The 17,863-nt window shown below is 59.7% G+C and carries 14 protein-coding genes; 6 read left to right on the forward strand and 8 right to left on the reverse strand.

Annotated features, from left to right (window positions below):
- Positions 1-36: 36 nt before the first annotated feature.
- The 7 genes from addA to regB form a co-directional block, all read right to left on the reverse strand.
- Positions 37-3,432, reverse strand: a complete 3,396-nt coding sequence (addA, locus tag ACN0VH_RS07325; protein WP_417700149.1) for a double-strand break repair helicase AddA — start codon at positions 3,430-3,432, stop codon at positions 37-39.
- Positions 3,429-6,383: a double-strand break repair protein AddB gene (gene addB, locus ACN0VH_RS07330; protein WP_417700337.1), complete on the reverse strand. Its 2,955-nt coding sequence runs from the start codon at positions 6,381-6,383 to the stop codon at positions 3,429-3,431. Before addB ends, addA begins: the two co-directional genes overlap by 4 nt.
- Positions 6,373-7,083: a nucleotidyltransferase family protein gene (locus ACN0VH_RS07335; RefSeq protein ID WP_417700150.1), complete on the reverse strand. Its 711-nt coding sequence runs from the start codon at positions 7,081-7,083 to the stop codon at positions 6,373-6,375. Before ACN0VH_RS07335 ends, addB begins: the two co-directional genes overlap by 11 nt.
- Complete coding sequence (locus ACN0VH_RS07340; protein WP_417700151.1) at positions 7,080-8,090, reverse strand: aminoglycoside phosphotransferase family protein; 1,011 nt, start codon at positions 8,088-8,090, stop codon at positions 7,080-7,082. The genes ACN0VH_RS07335 and ACN0VH_RS07340 overlap by 4 nt, the downstream gene beginning before the upstream one ends.
- Positions 8,077-8,667: a tRNA (adenosine(37)-N6)-threonylcarbamoyltransferase complex ATPase subunit type 1 TsaE gene (tsaE, locus tag ACN0VH_RS07345; RefSeq protein ID WP_417700152.1), complete on the reverse strand. Its 591-nt coding sequence runs from the start codon at positions 8,665-8,667 to the stop codon at positions 8,077-8,079. Before tsaE ends, ACN0VH_RS07340 begins: the two co-directional genes overlap by 14 nt.
- Positions 8,668-8,777: 110 nt before the next feature.
- Positions 8,778-10,334 (reverse strand): PAS-domain containing protein, encoded by a 1,557-nt coding sequence (locus tag ACN0VH_RS07350; RefSeq protein ID WP_417700153.1) that lies wholly within the window; start codon positions 10,332-10,334, stop codon positions 8,778-8,780.
- An 88-nt stretch (positions 10,335-10,422) separates the two neighbouring features.
- Positions 10,423-11,814 carry a sensor histidine kinase RegB gene (gene regB, locus ACN0VH_RS07355; RefSeq protein WP_278922174.1) on the reverse strand — a complete coding sequence of 464 codons (1,392 nt, stop codon included), beginning with the start codon at positions 11,812-11,814 and terminating at the stop codon, positions 10,423-10,425.
- A gap of 142 nt (positions 11,815-11,956) precedes the next feature.
- On the opposite strand from regB, the gene ACN0VH_RS07360 reads away from it, so the two are divergent.
- The 3 genes from ACN0VH_RS07360 to ACN0VH_RS07370 all read left to right on the forward strand — a co-directional run bounded on the left by ACN0VH_RS07360 (position 11,957) and on the right by ACN0VH_RS07370 (position 14,385).
- Positions 11,957-12,574, forward strand: coding sequence for an SCO family protein (locus ACN0VH_RS07360; protein ID WP_278922173.1), 618 nt, complete (start codon positions 11,957-11,959; stop codon positions 12,572-12,574).
- Between the two features lie 94 nt (positions 12,575-12,668).
- On the forward strand, positions 12,669-13,223 hold the full coding sequence (locus ACN0VH_RS07365; protein WP_278922172.1) for an ActR/PrrA/RegA family redox response regulator transcription factor: 555 nt from the start codon (positions 12,669-12,671) through the stop codon (positions 13,221-13,223).
- A gap of 10 nt (positions 13,224-13,233) precedes the next feature.
- Positions 13,234-14,385: a glycosyltransferase family 61 protein gene (locus tag ACN0VH_RS07370; RefSeq protein ID WP_417700154.1), complete on the forward strand. Its 1,152-nt coding sequence runs from the start codon at positions 13,234-13,236 to the stop codon at positions 14,383-14,385.
- A 2-nt stretch (positions 14,386-14,387) separates the two neighbouring features.
- On the opposite strand, the gene ACN0VH_RS07375 is transcribed toward ACN0VH_RS07370, so the two are convergent.
- Positions 14,388-14,984: an HD domain-containing protein gene (locus ACN0VH_RS07375; protein ID WP_417700155.1), complete on the reverse strand. Its 597-nt coding sequence runs from the start codon at positions 14,982-14,984 to the stop codon at positions 14,388-14,390.
- Positions 14,985-15,254: 270 nt separating this feature from the next.
- On the opposite strand from ACN0VH_RS07375, the gene ACN0VH_RS07380 reads away from it, so the two are divergent.
- The 3 genes from ACN0VH_RS07380 (at position 15,255) to ACN0VH_RS07390 (ending at position 17,705) form a co-directional block, all read left to right on the forward strand.
- Positions 15,255-15,569 (forward strand): hypothetical protein, encoded by a 315-nt coding sequence (locus ACN0VH_RS07380; protein ID WP_278922169.1) that lies wholly within the window; start codon positions 15,255-15,257, stop codon positions 15,567-15,569.
- A gap of 120 nt (positions 15,570-15,689) precedes the next feature.
- Positions 15,690-17,081: an adenosylhomocysteinase gene (gene ahcY, locus ACN0VH_RS07385; protein WP_278922168.1), complete on the forward strand. Its 1,392-nt coding sequence runs from the start codon at positions 15,690-15,692 to the stop codon at positions 17,079-17,081.
- A 282-nt stretch (positions 17,082-17,363) separates the two neighbouring features.
- Positions 17,364-17,705, forward strand: coding sequence for a DUF2853 family protein (locus ACN0VH_RS07390; RefSeq protein WP_278922167.1), 342 nt, complete (start codon positions 17,364-17,366; stop codon positions 17,703-17,705).
- Positions 17,706-17,863 lie beyond the last annotated feature (158 nt).

The following is a 17,863-nucleotide window of genomic DNA, read 5'->3' on the forward strand; positions in this document are numbered from 1 at the left end:
ATGTCTCCTGAGATCTATGGCAACTGAGGTTGGAACCTAGGTAGGGCTTAACGGATCGTCAAGGTCCAGCACCGGCTTCAGCGCATCTGTCACAAGATCGTGCGGCAGCGGCATGAGGCTGGCACTACGGGTCCACAAAAGCGCGGTGTCGATCCTCCGGTCCGGGTAGATCTGTTTCAACGCATGGGCATAGGCCCCCATCTGGCGCAGCAGCCCCTTGGGGCAAGTTTCCGCGCGGTCCGGCACCTGGGCATTCGATTTGAAATCCACCGCCAGCACCCGTTCCGGCGTCACCACCAGCCGGTCGATGATGCCAAAAAGGCGGCTGTCGCCTAGCTGCGCCGTAACTGCCACCTCGGCCAAGGCATCGGCGGCAAAGATATGCGCCAGGGCCGGGGCTTGCAGCACTGCGCTTGCTTCGGCCAGCAGCTCTTCGCAGTCTTCGGCCCCGGGTAGCAGGCGTCCTGCCAGTATGGGCCAATCGGTGCTTGGTTGTGCGGGCAGATGTTCCAGCAGCAGATGCAACCGGCTGCCGCGTGCCTTGGCGTCTTCTTCCTCCAACCCCTGGTCCCCCGGCAGCGCCTTCGCCCCGCCCAGATCCGATGGATTCAGCGTAGTATCCGGGGCCTGATAGGCCGGGGCAGGCTGGCCAAAGACTGCAGGCAGGCTGGCGCGGGTCCGCTGGGCGACCTCATGCGGGACAAATTCCAGCCCCTCCCAATCGCCATGCGACAGCCGCAGGCCTTCGCCGCCGGGCAGATCACAGGCGCTGGCGCCGGCTTCGCGTAGGGCGGTTTCCACCCGTTGATACCAGCTGTCGCCCTCTTTCGACAGCGTGCCGGCCGTGGCGACGATCAGCCATTTTTCCGCCCGGGTCAGGGCGACATAGAGCAGGCGCAGCCGTTCATTTTGCTGTTTTTCCTGGGCCAGTTCACGGGCGGAAAACAACAGATCCGGCATTTGGTCTTTGGGCAGTTTCCACAGTGGTGTGCCCTCGGCCAGCATGATTTCGGCGTCACTGGGGGCATTGCGCTTGGCGGTGTCCGGCAGGATGACGATCGGGGCCTCCAACCCCTTGGATCCATGCACCGACATCACCCGGATCATATTGCCCGCAGCGCCCATCTGGCGTTTGATTTCCAGATCATCTGTCTGCATCCAGACCAGAAACCCGGTCAGGCTGGGAATGTCTGATCGTTCATAGGCCAGCGCCTGCGATAGCAGTGCATTTATGCCATCTTCGGCCTCTACCCCCAGACGGCCCAATAGTTTTTGCCGCCCTTGGTGCCGGGTCAGGATGCGTTCGATCAGATCGAATGGGCGCAGGAAATCGGTCTGGCTGCGCAGATCGTTCAGCACCGCCATGGTGTCTGCAAACTCTGTGCTGCGTGCCCGCAGGGCGGCCCAAAGATGTTGCCCCCCGTCGCGGCGATGGGCCAGGTCAAACAGCATTTGTTCCGACCAGCCAAATAGCGGCGATTTCAGGGCCTCGGCTAAGGATAGCGAATCTTCCGGCGTGGCGAGAAATGACAAGAGCGCCGCAATATCCTTTACCGCCAGTTCCGCCCCCACCTTCAGCCGGTCGGCGCCGGCGATGGGCAGGTCGGCGGCTTTGCAGGCGCGGATGATTTCGGAAAACAACTCGGATCGGCGCTGCACCAGAATGAGAAAATCGCCGGCATGCACGGGGCGGCGCTGGAATGTGCCGCGTGTGGCGCTGTCCTCTGGGATGGTGACCTGACTGACGATCATTTCCTTGATCTGTGCCGCGATGCGTTCGGCCAGCACCACGGTGTGATGGCGGCTGCCGGGACGATCAACCGGATCGGTCCAGTCGCTGTCTTCTTCGTCTTCGCTCTTTTCCACCGCGGGCCAGAGATCAACCCGGCCGGGCAGATCGGATTTGAAGGCACGGTGCAGGGCGTCGCTGTGAAACCCGGCGCGCGGGCTATCTTGGAACACCAGATCAACCAGTCGCAGGATCGCGGCAGAAGAGCGAAAGGAAAATTCCAGCGCTGCGTTCTGCAGCCCATCGCCGGATTCGGCCAGACGATTGGCAAATTCTACCTGCATCCTGTCAAAGGCATCCGGGTCGGCCCCCTGGAACGAGTAGATCGACTGCTTCTTGTCGCCAACCACAAAGATCGTGCGCTCCACATCAGAGCGCGCGCCTTCCCCGGCGGTGAATTCCTGCGCCAGGGTTTCAATCACATCCCATTGCACCGGGCTGGTATCCTGGGCCTCGTCCACCAGAATGTGATCAATGCCGCCATCCAGCCGGTACAGCACCCAGGCTGCCACTGCCGGGTCATTCAACAGCTGGCGGGCTTTGAGGATCAGATCGTCAAAATCCAGCCAGCCGCGCAGGCGTTTGCGGGCCTCGTATTCCGGTAGGAAGGCAGCGGCAAAGCGGTGCAGATCATGCGATTTTTGCGCTGCCACCAGCGCCAGCCGCTTGGCACGGGCATCTTCCACCCGCAGCATCAGGGGTTCCAACTGGTCCATCAGGCCCAGATTGGCCTCTCGCAGTTTCTTGGTAGGGAATTTGCCAATTTTTGCAGAGAAAGGCGACGCGGCGCTTGCTCCGGTCAGAAAGATGCTTTCCAGCGCTGGCAGGTCAGCCAGGGTTGGCGCGGTAAGTCCTGCCAGCTTGTCAGCGGCGCGCTGATCGGTGGTGCCGCCTGCGGCCAACATATCGCGGGTGGCTTGCAACAGCTCTGCCTCGCCACCCAGAAAGACCAGCTGTTCCAGCGCGCTGCGGTCAAACCCCGGCGGCAGATCAAACCGCGCCAGCAGCTCGGGCCAGTCCAGCGGCGCATCAAAGGCGGCGCGGCGTTGGCACAGGGCTGCGGTGAGGTCTTCGAAATCGCTGCCCCCCACATGGCGCGCCAGAGGTTCAATCAGATGCGCCAGTTCGCCCTTGGCAAAGTCTTCGACAATTTCCGCCCGTAATAGCGCGGCGGCGCGGTCTTCCATTTCTGAAAATTGCGGGCTGACGCCTGCCTCTAGCGGGAAACGACGCAACAGGGACGAACAAAAGGAATGGATGGTCTGAATTTTCAGCCCGCCAGGTGTTTCGATGGCACGGGCAAACAGGGTGCGCGCCTGGGCCAGACCTTCCGTAGATATCGCATCATCCGCCCCCAGATCGCTTAGCGCGGCGGTAAGCTGATCATCGCGCAGCATGGCCCATTCGCCAAGGCGCTTGAACAGCCGGTTCTGCATCTCGCTGGCGGCGGCTTTGGTATAGGTAAGGCACAGAATATGCTGTGGTTGCACCCCCTTGAGCAGTAGCCGCGCCACCCGGTCGGTCAGCACCTTGGTCTTGCCAGAGCCGGCATTGGCCGCCAGCCAGGTCGAGGCGTCGGGACGGGCCGCGCGAAACTGCGCCTCAGAGGCGGCATCGCGGGGTTTGGCGGTTGGGCTGCTCATGTCAGATCCTCGGGGCTGGGCATGGCGCTGCGATCCCATTCGCCAAAACGGGCCAGGTGATCGTAATCGCCGGCAAAATCATCGCGGTGCACCATGCGGCGGCTGGAATAGCCCTGTTCCTGTTCAAAATAGGCACCGATCAGGGTTTTTAGTTCTTCCCAGATCTTGGCGGGGGGCTGATCTTGCAGCGGCGCGGGCACCTCTTTCAGGCTGCTGCCCAACCCGATAAAGGCGGCGCTGGCCACCTCGGCGGGGCCAATCTCCTGAAAGGCGCCTTCCTCGGCCATGGCGGCCTCGATCAACAGCTGTTTTTCAAACTTCTTTTGCTGCGATTCCGAAGGCGGAATGCCGGTTTTGTAATCATAGAGATGCAGAAAACCACGATCATCCTGGTCAATCCGGTCAGCCCGGCAGGCGATAGAGAAATCCAAAGGCGCCAGCTGTGCTTCGCCCTTCGCTTCCAGTTTCAGCGGTTTGCCACGGCTTTGGCGGGCCTGTTCGGACAGAATGAAATCTCCTGCGATCCGCTCAATCCGCGATAGCCAAAGCATGCGGGCCACCGGCCAGGGCACATCGCGTTCCAGCAGGGTGCGGGCCGTTCCAATCAGGTGATCAGTGGTGAGCAGCCCAGGATCCTGCAGCGTATCGCGAATGAAATCTTCAAATATTTCATGTACAACCGTGCCGCGCAGCAGGGCGTCAGGTTCCTGCACCAGCGGGTTCAGCTTGCGCAGGCGCAGCACGTGTTTGGCATAGATCGCATAGGGGTCGCGGATCAGTCGCGGAATTTCGGTGATGGTCAGCCTGCGGGGGCGGCTGGCCAGGGGCGGGCGCGGAGCAGGGCGATGGGCGGCTGGAAGTTCGATCGGATCTTCCAGCGCTTCAGCCCAATCCAGCCAAGTCTGTCCGCGTGCTTTCATCGCATCCAAAGCCGCTTTGCCGCCTTGATCTGGCAGGCCTTTTAAAAGGTTTGTCAGGCGGTTAAGCCAGCGCGAGGCAACGGTATCGGCCTCGTCTGTGCGGGCGGCGCGCGTCAGCCAGACCTCGGGTGCGGCGACGGCCTGTTGGAAATCATGCGCTGACAGGCCGATGCGGCGCTCCGGCAGCAGCAGCCCGGCCTGATGGCGCAATTGTCGGTTCAGCCAGGGATCGGGCTTGGCGGCTTCGGGCCAGCTGCCTTCGTTCAACCCACCGAGGATGACCAGATCGGCACCCTGCACGCGTGCCTCTAGCGTGCCCCAGATCATGATCGAACCATAGGGGGTGTCGCGGTCGCGCACTTCGGCCTGTGACAACAGCGCCGAGAGCAGATCGGCAAAATCGCGCGCTGACATTTCGCCGCCATATGCGGCTTCTGCTTCCAGGTTGGCAAAGACCTCATGCGCTATTTGACCGGCCTTTTTGTCCCACAGCGTGCCGCTTGCCCCGGGCAAGGTGATCTGGCTGCCGGCTGCGATGGCTTCGGCTCGGCTGCGTAACAGAGCGACCCAATCGCTCAGGTGGAGGGGGTGCTGGACCTGTTGGTTGGCAAAGTTATGCGCCAGCCAGCTGGTCCAGCCCGGTGTCAGATCCTGTTTGGTGCCAAAGGCTGCAAAGCTGTTAGCGTCGGGGAAGGGTGGGCCATTGCGGCGCAGGTCCAGTTCAAAATCGCGGGTATGGCGCAGGTGTTCACCGCGCGCGGCATCCGGGCTGGTGCCGTCATGGGTCAGCGGGTGTTTCAACAGGGTCAACAGCGCATCGGCGGTCAGCGGGCGGCAGAACAATTCGGCGACATGCCGTAGGAAACGCCCCGGAGGCGTCAGCTGCAGCGGCAGACCGGCTGAATCATCGGGCAGGATGTCCCAGCGGTCCAACGCCACCGAAACCAACCGGGTAAGCATCCGATCCGGCGAGATCAGCGCCGCGGTCTTGCCGTCTTCGGCGGCCTGGCGCAGTCGCAGGGCAATGGCCAGTGCCTCGGCGCGCGGGGTGGGGGCCTCGACCAGGGTGATATCGGCGCAGGCCCTGTCCAGATCGGTGAGATCGGGGCCTTCGCTCATCCAGGCGTCAGTGACCGGAGCCGGGCGCAGGGCTAGGGAAATCAACCGGTTGCGCGGCACCGAGGCAGGTTCGGCTGTGTTCCAGCGGCGCACCATATCCGGTGTCATATCAAGATCGGCGATCAGCTTGGCAAAGCGATACTGCGGGTGGTCTTCGCTGGTCAGCGCATCATGCAGGTGCTGCCAGACAGGGCTGGGTTGCTCAAAATCATAACCGGGCAGCACCACGGCCCCCTGCGGCAGCCGGGCGATGGCCTGCATCAGCAGTAGGGTGGTGCCGCGCGACCCGGTAGAGCCGGCCAGAATGACCGGATGCTGCGGCGGTGTATCTTGCCAGGTCTCGATCAGGTTCAGTACCATCTGGCGCTGGCGGGCTTCGGCATCCATGGCGCCATCATGGCCCTCGATGAAATCATCTGCGATGCCAATGAAAGACTGCGCCCGGGCCCAGTGGCCCGACATATCGGAAATATCAAGATTGCGGATCACGTCGGTGCTGACGCCTTCGCCCTGCATTTCGTCAATCAGCGCCGCCAGACTGTCCGACAGATCATAGAGCGAAGACCGGGCGGCCAGATCGGGTTGCGCATCCAGCAATTTGGCAATCAGCTGTGACAGTTCCAGTCGCCGTCGCAGTGGCGGTAGGGCGGGGGGCAGGCCCTGCAGGCTGGCCTCATGGGCAAGATCGGTCAACAGGCGCATGCGTGGCAGCAGCAGGGCCGGGCCTTCTTCAAACAGCGCGCGACAGCGGCGCATCATCCGAGAGGTGTTGAGGATCACTTCGACCTGCGCCAGGCCTTCGGGCGGCAGCGCATGCGCCCGGTGCTGCAGCCCCTGGGCCAGCGCACGGGGGAAATCGACGCCAATGGGAACAGCAAAGATGCGGGGCGTATCCTGAGGTTCAAACAACATCATTGGCAATCAGATCCTCGGCAATGGCAATTCCTTCGGGATGGCCCACATCGCACCAGTGGCCAGGGTATTCCACCGCAAAAAGCCGCCCATCGCGCGCCATATCGTTCCACAACAGGTTGAGTGAAAAGACATCTTCTTTAATCGACGCAAGTCCGGCGGTTTTGACAATTTGCACCCCGCCATAGACCAGATCGCCGCCCCGGCTGATTCGCCCATTGGAATCGCGGGTGAAATCGCCGGCCCCGCTGCGGCCATGGCAGCGGGGGATTGGAATGCAGACCAACAGCGCGTCCATGCGGGCCGGATCCCAGGCGTTCAGGGCAACCTGAAATGGGTTTGACCCCTTCCAGATCACATCGGTATTGGCGGTAAAGACCGGCGCCGACCCCAAGAGGGGCAGCGCATGACGCAGCCCGCCGCCGGTATCCAGAACCTCTGGGCTTTCCTGGCTGAGCAGCACGCCTTTGGGGGCGAGATGCGCCGCGAGGACATGCGGCAGATAGTGCAGATTGGCCACGATATGGCGTGGCTGCATGGCCTGGGCCAGGGTCAGCGTATGGTCAATCAGCGGCTGGCCGGCCACAGTGATCATCGGCTTGGGGCAGGTCTGTGTCAGTGCCTTCATCCGGGTGCCAAAGCCGGCGGCAAACAACAGGATGCTTTCGGGGCTGTCTTGCGGGTGGGTGGCGTTGGTCATCGGCGCAGCTTTGCCAGGTTTTCCGGGCTTGGCGGGGGCAGGTCCTGTTGCAGCCAACTGGCCAGCGGTGCCAGCGCCGGGTGTTCCAGGCCGTTGATCACATGGCTCCAGACCCGTGGTATCAGTTCCAGATACTGCGGCTTTGCCTGCTCTAGCGAGAGCCGGGCAAAAACGCCAAGGATGCGCAGATTGCGCTGCACCCCGATCACCGCATAGGCGCTGCGAAAGCTGGAGCCGTCGATTGGGCTGTCCGCAAGGTAGCGGTTGATCATCTGCGCCTCGATTGCGGCGGGCACATCGCGGCGGGCATCCTGCAAGAGCGACACCAGATCATAGGCGGGATGGCCGACGCGGGCGTCTTGAAAATCAATCATGCCGACCTGGGCAAGCCCGCTGCGATCCGGCAGGTACATCAGGTTTTGCACGTGAAAATCCCGATGCACAAAAACCATTTCGCCGCGCAGGGTCTGGCGCAGGATGTCTTCGAACTGGTTTTCAAAGCGGTGTTGCAGGTCGGTGTCGACACCACCGCGCAGTGGGCCGCAATAGTGGCTGATTACCAGACCGGACATTTCCGCCATGGCGCGCGGTCCAAGTGGCTCTAGCGCCAACGGAATGCTGGTGGCGGGCTGCTGGTGCAGATGCAGCAACAGGTCGGTGGCCAGGCCATAAAGCGGCTTTTCCTGGCTGGGATCCGCCTGCAGGACTTCGTAAAATAGCTGGTCACCCAGGTCTTCGATCAGCAAAAAGCCAGCTTCTGGGTCTTGGGCAAGGATGGCAGGCGCGCTAAGCCCTTGATCACGTAGAAAATTGGCGATGCGCACAAAGGGGAGAATGGTTTCGCCGCTGTCAGGCGGGGCATCCATCAACACGAGGCTGCGCCCATCCGGGCTGGTCAGCCGGTCATAGCGTCGCGCCGATGCATCGCCCGCCAGTGTTGCGCGCTGCCAATCGCCGTGGCCGCTACGCTGTAAGAATGCGGTTATCTGGGTGTCACGACTGGTCATCTTGGCTCTCACTTGGGGTAGGCTGTGCAGGGGTCGAACTGGCCCGGCTGAGGCAGGCGATCTGATCCAGCCGGTGCTGCCATTTCGGATCCGTCCATGTCAGGGTCAGGTGGCGGCTGTCTTCCTGCGCCGGGTCCAGCGAGAGTGACAGCTGCAGCGCATGGGCTGGAGTCAGCTCAGCCAGGCGGTCGGGCCATTCAATCAGGCAAATGGCTTCGTCAAAGGCCTCAACCAGGCCCAGTTCCTCGATCTCTTCCAGGGCGGCAAGACGATAGAGATCCGCGTGCCACAGGTCGCAGCGCGGCAGCTCATAGGTTTGCACCAGGGTGAAGGTGGGCGAGGGTACGTCCTCGGGCACTGGCATCAGGGATTGGATCAGGCTGCGGGCAAAATGCGTTTTACCGGCCCCGATTGGTCCCGCCAGAAGCAGGCAATCGCCGGGCTGCAACTGTTCCGCGATCCGCCGTGCCAGTTCTGCAGTTTCCTCGGCAGAGGTAAGGTCGCAGGAAAACGGGCTGCTGGGGGAGGCGGTGGTGCCGCTGTCCGGGGGGGAGGCAGTATCAGGGCTTTCAGTCATGGCGCCACAATGCCTCTGGCCGGGCTGCGCTGCAAGCGGGAAGGGCGCGACCAGCCCCCGCTGATCGCGCCCTTTTTGTGCCAATGATTGGCCTGATGTGGTGCCAGGCTTCAGGTCTGTCCGGTCTGGTCAGTGATGGCGAATTTTTGCTGCTCCAGCGGTGGCAGACCGGGTTCTGGCGCCTGAAAGCTGACCATGGTTGCGCCGTTCTGGATTGCGGTGACCTTGCAAAGCAGCGGCGTGCCGTCGCGCAGTTGCACCTGGGTCCACCATGGCCTGCGCCCATCGCTGGCGGCCACAAAATCGCGGATCTCACCCCAGGCGGGGTTGGGGCGACAGGTGTCTTGCCAGATGCGGGCCGCATCCATGATAGAGACCTTGGCAAAGCTGGCGTCAGGATCCATTTTCCACAGCGAATGATAGGTTTCATTCGAAAAGCTCATGGTGCCATCATTGGCAAAGACCGCAATGGCTTCGTCCATCTGATCCATGATCGACTGGCCCAGTTCCAATTCAGAGCGGAACTGCCGGGTGAGCGTGACCTCGGCGGTGATATCTTCGAACAGGAAGGCGATGGCCCCATCGGGGTGGGGACGGCCAGAGACCGAATAGACCGAGCCGGAGGGCAGCGACCAAGTGTCCTGGTAGCGGCCTTCTGCGGCGGCTTCCAGCAGGTCTTCGATCTGGTGGCGCCAGCTGGAATAGTTCTTTGGTTCAGGCATCAGCCGCTGGTCGCGCAGTCGATCAAAGAAGGTCATCAGGCTGGGGCGCGAGCTGAGGAAATCTGCCGGCAGGGCAGTCAGGTCGATTAGCACCGGATTGAACAGCACCAGCTGGCGGTTGCGGTCAAAAATCGCGAGCCCGATGGACAATTGGGCAAAGGTTTTTGCCAGCGTCTGTACAAAGTTGCGCTGTGCAATCTCGGCATCGACCACAGCGTTGACGTCAACTGCATGGCATAGCCAGCCGGCCTCGGTTTCGGTGGTCGAGATATTGTACCACAGGCGCTTGGTGCTTTCGGGCATCGGGATGAACAGCCGCTCTGCCTTGCCGCTGGCTTTGGGTTCTTCAAGATTGTCGAACAGCGGGATGGAAAAATCGGCATCGCGTCCGCGCAGTTTATGGCTGAGATCATCATAGGCCAGGTTCGACCAGGTGACGGCACCCTCGTCCGATTGCAGCCAGACCGGATAGGGGGCCTGATGCACCGCAGCGCGCAGGGTGGTCAGCTCTTGGTCGAGCGATTTGTTCTGCTCTTCCAAGGTGCTGCGGCGCAGTTGCACGCGGGTGATCCCATCAATCCATTCGCAATGGGCCTCGCGGCTTTCGGCAGAGGCGGTTCCGGTCAGCACAAGCGGGCCGATATCTTTCAGAAAACCCGGGCTTTGCGGCAGGCCTGGATAGTTGCGGGCGAGTTGGTCGCGCAGCATATTCCAGCTGAAATGTTCGGCATGTTCGCCGATGAATTTTCGCGCGCCCGAGGACCACCCGATCAAGCTGGTGTCATCAAAGAGAAAAACGGCGTCGGTACGGCCATCGCCAACCAAAAGATCCTGCTCCATACTCTTGGAGCGCTGTTCTGGTGACAGCCACCATACGGCCGCTGCTGCAGTTGCACAGCAAAGTGTGGCCAGCATCAACCACTCGATCGAGATGAGGTTCTGCATATTGTCCTGCCTATTTCAGTGCTCGTTTTTCTCATGGTGGACCACAAATGGTTAACTGCAGTTTAATTAATTACCTAAAAGTGAACAGCTAAACTTCTATCCACTTATTTTTCCCCTTCGGAACGGCATTTTCCCCGAACTGGGCGTCAATTTTGCCGCGCGGCCAGGATACCACAACGATGGCACCGGGGCGATCAGATGGGTGTGGCGGCGGTTCACTGGCCCCATTGGCGAATTTCAACTCGGCTCCGGTGCGCTCTAGCAGGGTTTTGGCAATGAATAATCCCAAACCCATGCCCTGGTATTCCGGGCGCTGTTTGCGGTCGGTTTCGCTGCGGCGGCGACGCATGAAGGGGTCACCAATGCGGCCCAGCAGATGTGGGGAAAACCCGCGCCCGTCGTCGTGGATATTCAGAGTGATCTTTTCGTCGTTCCAGGTTGATTCTATCCAGACGGTCGTGCGCGAGAAATCAACGGCGTTCTGCACCAGATTGCGCAGCCCATGGATGATTTCCGGTTTGCGTAGGATGGTGGGTTGCTGGAAACTGCCATCTTCCAGCGGGGCCTCGTCGAAATGGATCTCCTTGCCGCGATTGATATGCGGTTCGGCGGCTTCGTGAATGACGGTGGACAGCGGTGCCTGGCGCAGGTGCAAATCGTCTTTGCCGGCCCGGCCCATGTCGCGCAGGATATCGCGGCAGCGCTCCGCCTGCTCGCGGATCAATACCGCGTCTTCGCGCAGGTCAGGCAGCGCGTCCAATTCGTCGATCAGTTCACCACTGGCCAGCTTTATGGTGGCCAGTGGTGTGCCCAGTTCATGCGCGGCGGCCGCAACGACCCCGCCCAGATCGGTAAGCTTTTGTTCCCGTGACAGCGCCAGCTGGGTGGCGGCAACCGCATCGGACATGCGCCGCATTTCGGTGCTGATGCGAAAGGAGTTGGCGCCGATAAACAGAATGGCGATGACGATGGCAGTCCAATTGCCAAAGATAAAGACATCTGGAATACGCAGGACAAATCCCTGTGCAGTGCGCAGCGGAATGTGGAATTCAGCCAGTAGCGTCACCAGAATGATTGCTGTTCCCCCCACCACCAGCGTCGAGCGCAGCCCCATCATTGCGGCGGAAATGGTCACCGGAGCCAGCACCAGCAGGGTAAAGGGATTGTTCAGCCCCCCCGTCAGATAGAGTAAGAACCCCAGTTGCAGCAGATCAAACAGAACCATCAGCAGGTTTTCAAACTCTGATAGGCGCTTGTTGACCGGAAAGACAAAGATCGCCAGCATGTTGCTAATCACCGAGATTCCGACCGCAAGCAGGCAGAGGACCAGATCCAGCTGTAGATTATAGAGCTGCTGCGCCACAGTGATGGCAATCAGCTGGCCAGTGATGGCCACCCACCGCAGCACAATCAGGGTGCGCAGCCTAATCCAATGGCTGCGTTCCTGCCCCTGCATCAGGTCAATTTGCCTATCACTCATGCTATCGCTCCTGCAGCCTGCGCAAACCGGGGTCGGCCTCGCACAGCTGTGATGTTTTGGCGTAGTTGCATTGCCTGTGTTTCTTGATAGGTCTGGCGGCAGAAACGATCAACTCTCCTCCTGCAACATAAAGTGTGATCACATGACCCGTCTCTATTCGATTCTTGCTGTCCTTTTTGTCGCTGCCCTGGCCGGCGGCACCTGGTTCTTCACCCGCAGCAGCGGCGATGATAAATTCGCGCAGTGTGGCAGCAGCACCATCGCCAGCGGTGGCGATACGATTGGCGGCCCCTTCGAGTTGATCAATGCAAAGGGAGAGCTGGTAACCGACCGCGATGTCTTTACTGAACCGTCGATCCTTTACTTTGGCTATACCTTCTGCCCGGATGTCTGCCCGTTGGACGTGACCCGCAACGCCGATGCCGTCGATCTGCTGGCGGAACGTGGTATCAGCACCACACCGGTTTTTGTCTCGATCGATCCTGAGCGCGACACCCCCGAAGTGATGGGGGATTACGCTGAAAATATGCATGAAAAGATGATTGCGCTGACCGGATCGCTTGAACAGGTAAAAGCAGCCAGCCGGGCCTATAAGACCTATTTCAAACGCCAGCCCGGCGATGAAGATTATTACCTGGTCGATCACTCGACATTTGCCTATCTGGTGCTGCCCGAGATCGGTTTTGTGGACTTCTTCCGCCGCGATGAAACGCCCGAACAGGTCGCAGACAAGGTCAGCTGCTACGTCGAGAATATGTAAAATAGCCTAGGCTGTTTGACCTTGCTGGCGGGGTCGCTAGTATCGCCTTCAATGATCTGCGTAACCTTTGCGCAGAATTCGCGGAGAACCGGGCATGACCGAAGACGCACTGCAGGAAATTGGGCCAGACAAGTCGCTGTTGCTGGTTGATGATGATGAACCCTTCCTGCGGCGTCTCGCCAAGGCCATGGAAAAACGCGGCTTTGATGTGGAAACTGCCGATTCAGTTGCCGGTGGATCTGCCATCGCAACTGCCCGCCCGCCGGCCTATGCGGTGGTGGATCTGCGCCTGGAAGATGGCAATGGCCTGGATGTGGTCGAAGTTCTGCGCGAAAAACGACCCGACAGCCGGGTGGTGGTGCTGACCGGATATGGCGCCATCGCCACTGCGGTTGCGGCGGTCAAGATCGGTGCCACGGATTATCTGTCAAAACCGGCAGATGCGGCGGATATCATGAATGCCCTGCTTAGCGGTGATGACGAAATGCCGCCGCCGCCTGAAAACCCGATGAGCGCAGATCGCGTGCGCTGGGAACATATCCAGCGTATCTATGAGCTTTGCGATCGCAACGTATCCGAGACCGCGCGCCGGTTGAACATGCATCGCCGGACGCTGCAGCGCATTCTGGCCAAACGCAGCCCGCGCTAGGGGCTGCGGGATGTTACCGCCATCTCAGCCAGAAATCATCGACCCGGCCTTGCAGCCCCTGCCAAGTGGCGGCTGGTCCGAAAACATGCAGATCTTGGCCGATGCCTGCGTGGTGCCGCCGAAAATCAGCGCCTTGGTACAGCCAGCCGGTGTGCTGTACAGTGATGGCAGCTATTGCCCCGAGGCGGCGCTCTGGCGTAAATTCCGCCCCATCACCATCGCACCTGAACGCCCTGGGAAGGTTCGCAGATCCCTGCAGGGCCGTTGGCTTTGGGGCGGGGTACTGTGGGCACATTTTGGCCATTTCCTGGTCGAAAGCTCTTCTCGGCTCTGGGCTTTGTCGCGGGTGGAAGACGATATTCGCGGCATTTTGTTCATCCCCAAACGACCCAAGGTGGGCGATGTGGTGCGTGGCTACCAGCGGGAATACCTGTCGCTGTTTGGCAGCGATCTGCCCATCCACGTCGCGACTCGCCCGACCCAGGTGGAAGAACTGGTGGTGCCGGGGCAGGGGTTTGGCCTGGGAAAAATCACCCGAGGTACGGGAAAATTCCGCCAGGCGGTCCACAGCCGATTTGCCTGCGATGTCGTGGCCGAGGGGGCGGAAAAGCTGTATATCTCGCGGTCCAAACTGGGCCTGGGTAAGGGCGGTCTGCTGGGCGAAGAACGGCTGGAAACCCTGCTAGAGGCCGAAGGATATGAGATTTTTCACCCGCAGGAGCACAGCCTGACGGTGCAGGTTGCGCGTTACAAGGCGGCGCGCAAAGTGATTGCTGCCGATGGATCGGCGTTGCATCTGTTTGCCATGGTGGGACGGGCCGACCAAGAGGTGGCGATGATCCTGCGGCGCAGCTCTGGTGCCAATAATTTGCTGGCGCAGCATGTCGAAAGCTTTTGCGAACGCGCCCCGGTGGTGATTGGCGGTCTGCGGGCGGAATGGGTGCCCCAAGCCAAGCAAAAATCCAGTCGGCTTAGCTTTGGTGAATTGGATCACCAGGTCATTGGCGACACCTTGGCGCGGCTTGGCTTTATCTCGCAGACAACGGGTTGGACCACCCTGACAGAGGCAGAGCGCAACCAGATCCTGCAGGACAAAGGTCTGGGCGGGCAGGCCGGGTTTGTCGAGGCTAAGCCTCGAAAAAAGCGCGGTGAGGCAGCCTAGGCCTAGAGGCGGGCTAGCAATTCCGCATGGCGGGCGATAAAGGACTGGCGCACCTGTAGCGGTGGGCGCAGGTCAATGGCCAGCCCGGCGATCACCTCGGTTCTGGGGCGGCCAAACAGCTTGTTGGCCTCGGCCTCGGAAAAGCCGGCAATCTGCACCGCCTCCATCCAGGCGCTGGTTTTGTCGGCCCGTTTGATCTGCGCCTTGATGGTTTTGGGCAGTTGGGCTGGCAGGCCGAATTTGATGTGAATGGCCGAGGTCAGCCGCTGATCCAATTCGCCATAGCCCGGCCCCACCGCTGCCTTCACCGGCGAGATCATATCGCCGATGACATATTCCGGCGCATCATGCAGCAGCGCCGCCAGCTGCCATTTCACTGGCGCTTTGGGGTGCATGCGCGAAAACAGTTCTTCCACCAACAGCGAATGTTCGGCGACGGAATAGGCAAAATCCCCCTGCGTCTGACCGTTCCAGCGCGCGACAAAGGCAAGGCCGTGGGCGATATCGCTGATCTCGATATCCATCGGCGTCGGATCCAGCAAATCCAGACGACGACCAGAGAGCATACGTTGCCAGGCGCGGACGGGTTTAGGGGGCATCGGGCGTAATTCCGGTGATTAGCAGACCTTCTCTGCCTATCTGTTTGGTGACCCAGAGGTAAACCGCGAAGCGCAGCAAAGCCGGATTTTTGCCGACAACCGCGCAGGTGTTTTGCAGGGCGGTGGCAGGGTCCCCGACGCGAAGGTGATCCGCCGTGAGATTGAAATTCCCGGTTCAAGGCCTAAATCATATACCAGAACAGGGGCGCTATTCGCCCGGATAACGCGCCCCTAGTAGTGAGAGAAACCTCTACAAAATAGGAGCTTATCATGTTTAAACGTCTCTTCTCATCCGCCCTGATCTTTGGCATGGCTGCAATGGCGCCGCCGGCCTTGGCTGCAAGCTGTGCGCCGCGCGAAGGGTTGGTAGAACAATTGCAAGCCGCCTTTTCCGAAAGCCTGTCCTCGGCCGGCCTGCAGAACTCTCAGCCTGTTGATACGATGATCGAGATCTGGAGTTCCGCCGATAGCGGGACCTTTACCGTGCTGGTGACCTATCCTTCGGGTATCAGCTGTATCGTCGCCTCCGGTCAGAATTATTTCAAAGTGACAAAGACAGGTTCCCAGTCCGGAGTGCCCAGTTGATGGCGGGTTTGCCGGGAACGAATCCGGCATGCCATCGCAGCTGCTATCTTCGTTGCTTGTAAACCATTGCGGTGTTACCTCCTGCTGCCAAGAGAACTCGTAACCAGAACGGAGCGGACCATGGCCGAGGATTATATTGTAAAAGACATTGCGTTGGCTGAATTTGGCCGCAAGGAACTGGATATCGCCGAGACCGAAATGCCAGGCCTGATGGCGCTGCGCGCCGAATATGGGGATAGCAAACCGCTGGCAGGGTCTCGTATCGTTGGCTCGCTGCATATGACAATTCAGACTGCGGTGCTGATCGAAACGCTGGTGGCGCTGGGCGCAGATGTGCGCTGGGCCTCTTGCAACATCTTTTCGACCCAGGATCACGCGGCTGCGGCCATCGCTGCAGGTGGTACACCCGTCTTTGCCATTAAAGGCCAGACGCTGGTTGAACATTGGGACTATCTCGACCGCTCCTTCATGTTCCCCGAGGGTGCCAATCTGATCCTTGATGATGGCGGCGATGCCACGCTTTATGTGCTGCTTGGTGCCCGTGTTGAGGCCGGCGAAACCGATCTGATCGAAGTGCCAACTTCGGAAGAAGAAGAAGCCATCTTTGCCCAGATCAAAAAGCGTATGGCGGCAAGCCCCGGCTGGTTCACCAAGACCCGCGAATCCATCCTGGGCGTTTCGGAAGAAACCACCACTGGTGTGCACCGCCTGTATGAGCTGCAGAAAAATGGCCAGCTGCCTTTCCCTGCGATCAACGTGAACGATTCGGTCACCAAGTCGAAGTTCGACAACAAATATGGCTGCAAGGAATCGCTGGTCGACGGTATCCGCCGTGCCACTGACACCATGATGGCTGGCAAGGTTGCTGTTGTTTGTGGCTATGGCGATGTGGGCAAAGGCTCTGCTGCGTCCCTCTCCGGTGCTGGCGCCCGCGTCAAAGTTACCGAAGTTGACCCGATCTGCGCCCTGCAGGCCGCGATGGATGGCTTTGAGGTGGTGCGCTTGGAAGATGTCGTCGATAGCGCCGATATCTTCATCACCACCACTGGCAACAAGGATGTGATCCGCATCGAGCACATGCGCGAGATGAAGGACATGGCGATCGTTGGCAACATCGGCCACTTTGACAACGAAATTCAGGTGGCCAGCCTGAAGAACCACAAGTGGACCAACATCAAAGAACAGGTCGACATGATCGAGATGCCTTCGGGTAACCGTTTGATCCTGCTGTCTGAAGGGCGTCTGCTGAACCTTGGCAATGCGACCGGGCACCCGTCTTTTGTGATGTCGGCCTCCTTCACCAACCAGGTTCTGGCCCAGATCGAGCTGTGGCTGCGCGGCGATGAGTACAAGAACGAAGTCTATATCCTGCCCAAGCATCTGGATGAAAAAGTCGCCCGTCTGCACCTTGATCGGATCGGCGTCAAACTGTCTAGCCTAAGCCCAGAGCAGGCCGCCTATATCGGTGTGACCCCGGAAGGCCCCTTCAAGCCAGAGCACTATCGCTACTAACTGTGTAGCCTATAGGTCGTAAGACCCTTAGATCCTTCGCAAGATACTATCTTGCGGAGGATTTTTTGTTGGCGGGACCGGCACGGCTTTGGCGCGGCTTATGCTGACCTGTCTTTTCCAAAGGAAGGCATTGATCTTATAGCGGGGAAGGGCTGAAGCAGCGTGAGTTCGGACCGCCAAAATTCCCAGTTGCTCTGTGTGTATCTGCCTCTAAACTATAGGTGGCAACGATATAGCCGGAAGGATCCTGAACAAGATCCAACCCAGAAGGGAGAAAAGATTTTGGGAAAACGTGATGACCTGATCGCGCAATATGCTGATGATCTGAAAAACAAATGCGGTATGGAACCAGATATGGATCTGCTGACCAAGGTGACCATTGGCTGCGGCCCGGCGATCTATAATGCCGATGCCTCTACCGTGGCGGCCACCCAGGACAGTGAACTGGAAACCGTCAAGGAAAACTTTCTGGTCAAGAAACTTGGCCTGGCGGATGGTCCAGAACTGATGGAGGCAATCTCTAAGGTTGTAGAGATCTACGGAAAATCCGAGCGCAACAAGTATCGCGCCGTTGTCTATTACATGCTGACCAAGCATTTCGGCAAAGAAGCCGTCTACGGCTAAGCCACATTTTTTGTGGATTTGTGGCTCTGCGCCAGCGATACAGGGCGCGACACAAGACCAGGAACACTCGGCAGGCGTGCCGGGTGTTTTTTATTTGAATTGAATTGTCTGTGGATAGAGTTTGCCACCACAACCCCAAGTAGGCTATGAAATGTATA

Source organism: Pseudophaeobacter sp. (assembly GCF_048267565.1).
Classification (GTDB): domain Bacteria; phylum Pseudomonadota; class Alphaproteobacteria; order Rhodobacterales; family Rhodobacteraceae; genus Pseudophaeobacter; species Pseudophaeobacter profundi.

Coding starts and splice junctions, on each gene's coding strand:
- ACN0VH_RS07340 (WP_417700151.1), bottom strand. CDS start 8,090: ATGACCAGTCGTGACACCCAGATAACCGCATTCTTACAGCGTAGCGGC.
- ACN0VH_RS07380 (WP_278922169.1), top strand. CDS start 15,255: ATGTTTAAACGTCTCTTCTCATCCGCCCTGATCTTTGGCATGGCTGCA.
- ACN0VH_RS07335 (WP_417700150.1), bottom strand. CDS start 7,083: ATGACCAACGCCACCCACCCGCAAGACAGCCCCGAAAGCATCCTGTTG.
- addA (WP_417700149.1), bottom strand. CDS start 3,432: ATGAGCAGCCCAACCGCCAAACCCCGCGATGCCGCCTCTGAGGCGCAG.
- ACN0VH_RS07370 (WP_417700154.1), top strand. CDS start 13,234: ATGTTACCGCCATCTCAGCCAGAAATCATCGACCCGGCCTTGCAGCCC.
- ahcY (WP_278922168.1), top strand. CDS start 15,690: ATGGCCGAGGATTATATTGTAAAAGACATTGCGTTGGCTGAATTTGGC.
- addB (WP_417700337.1), bottom strand. CDS start 6,383: ATGTTGTTTGAACCTCAGGATACGCCCCGCATCTTTGCTGTTCCCATT.
- ACN0VH_RS07360 (WP_278922173.1), top strand. CDS start 11,957: ATGACCCGTCTCTATTCGATTCTTGCTGTCCTTTTTGTCGCTGCCCTG.
- ACN0VH_RS07365 (WP_278922172.1), top strand. CDS start 12,669: ATGACCGAAGACGCACTGCAGGAAATTGGGCCAGACAAGTCGCTGTTG.
- ACN0VH_RS07350 (WP_417700153.1), bottom strand. CDS start 10,334: ATGCAGAACCTCATCTCGATCGAGTGGTTGATGCTGGCCACACTTTGC.
- regB (WP_278922174.1), bottom strand. CDS start 11,814: ATGAGTGATAGGCAAATTGACCTGATGCAGGGGCAGGAACGCAGCCAT.
- tsaE (WP_417700152.1), bottom strand. CDS start 8,667: ATGACTGAAAGCCCTGATACTGCCTCCCCCCCGGACAGCGGCACCACC.
- ACN0VH_RS07375 (WP_417700155.1), bottom strand. CDS start 14,984: ATGCCCCCTAAACCCGTCCGCGCCTGGCAACGTATGCTCTCTGGTCGT.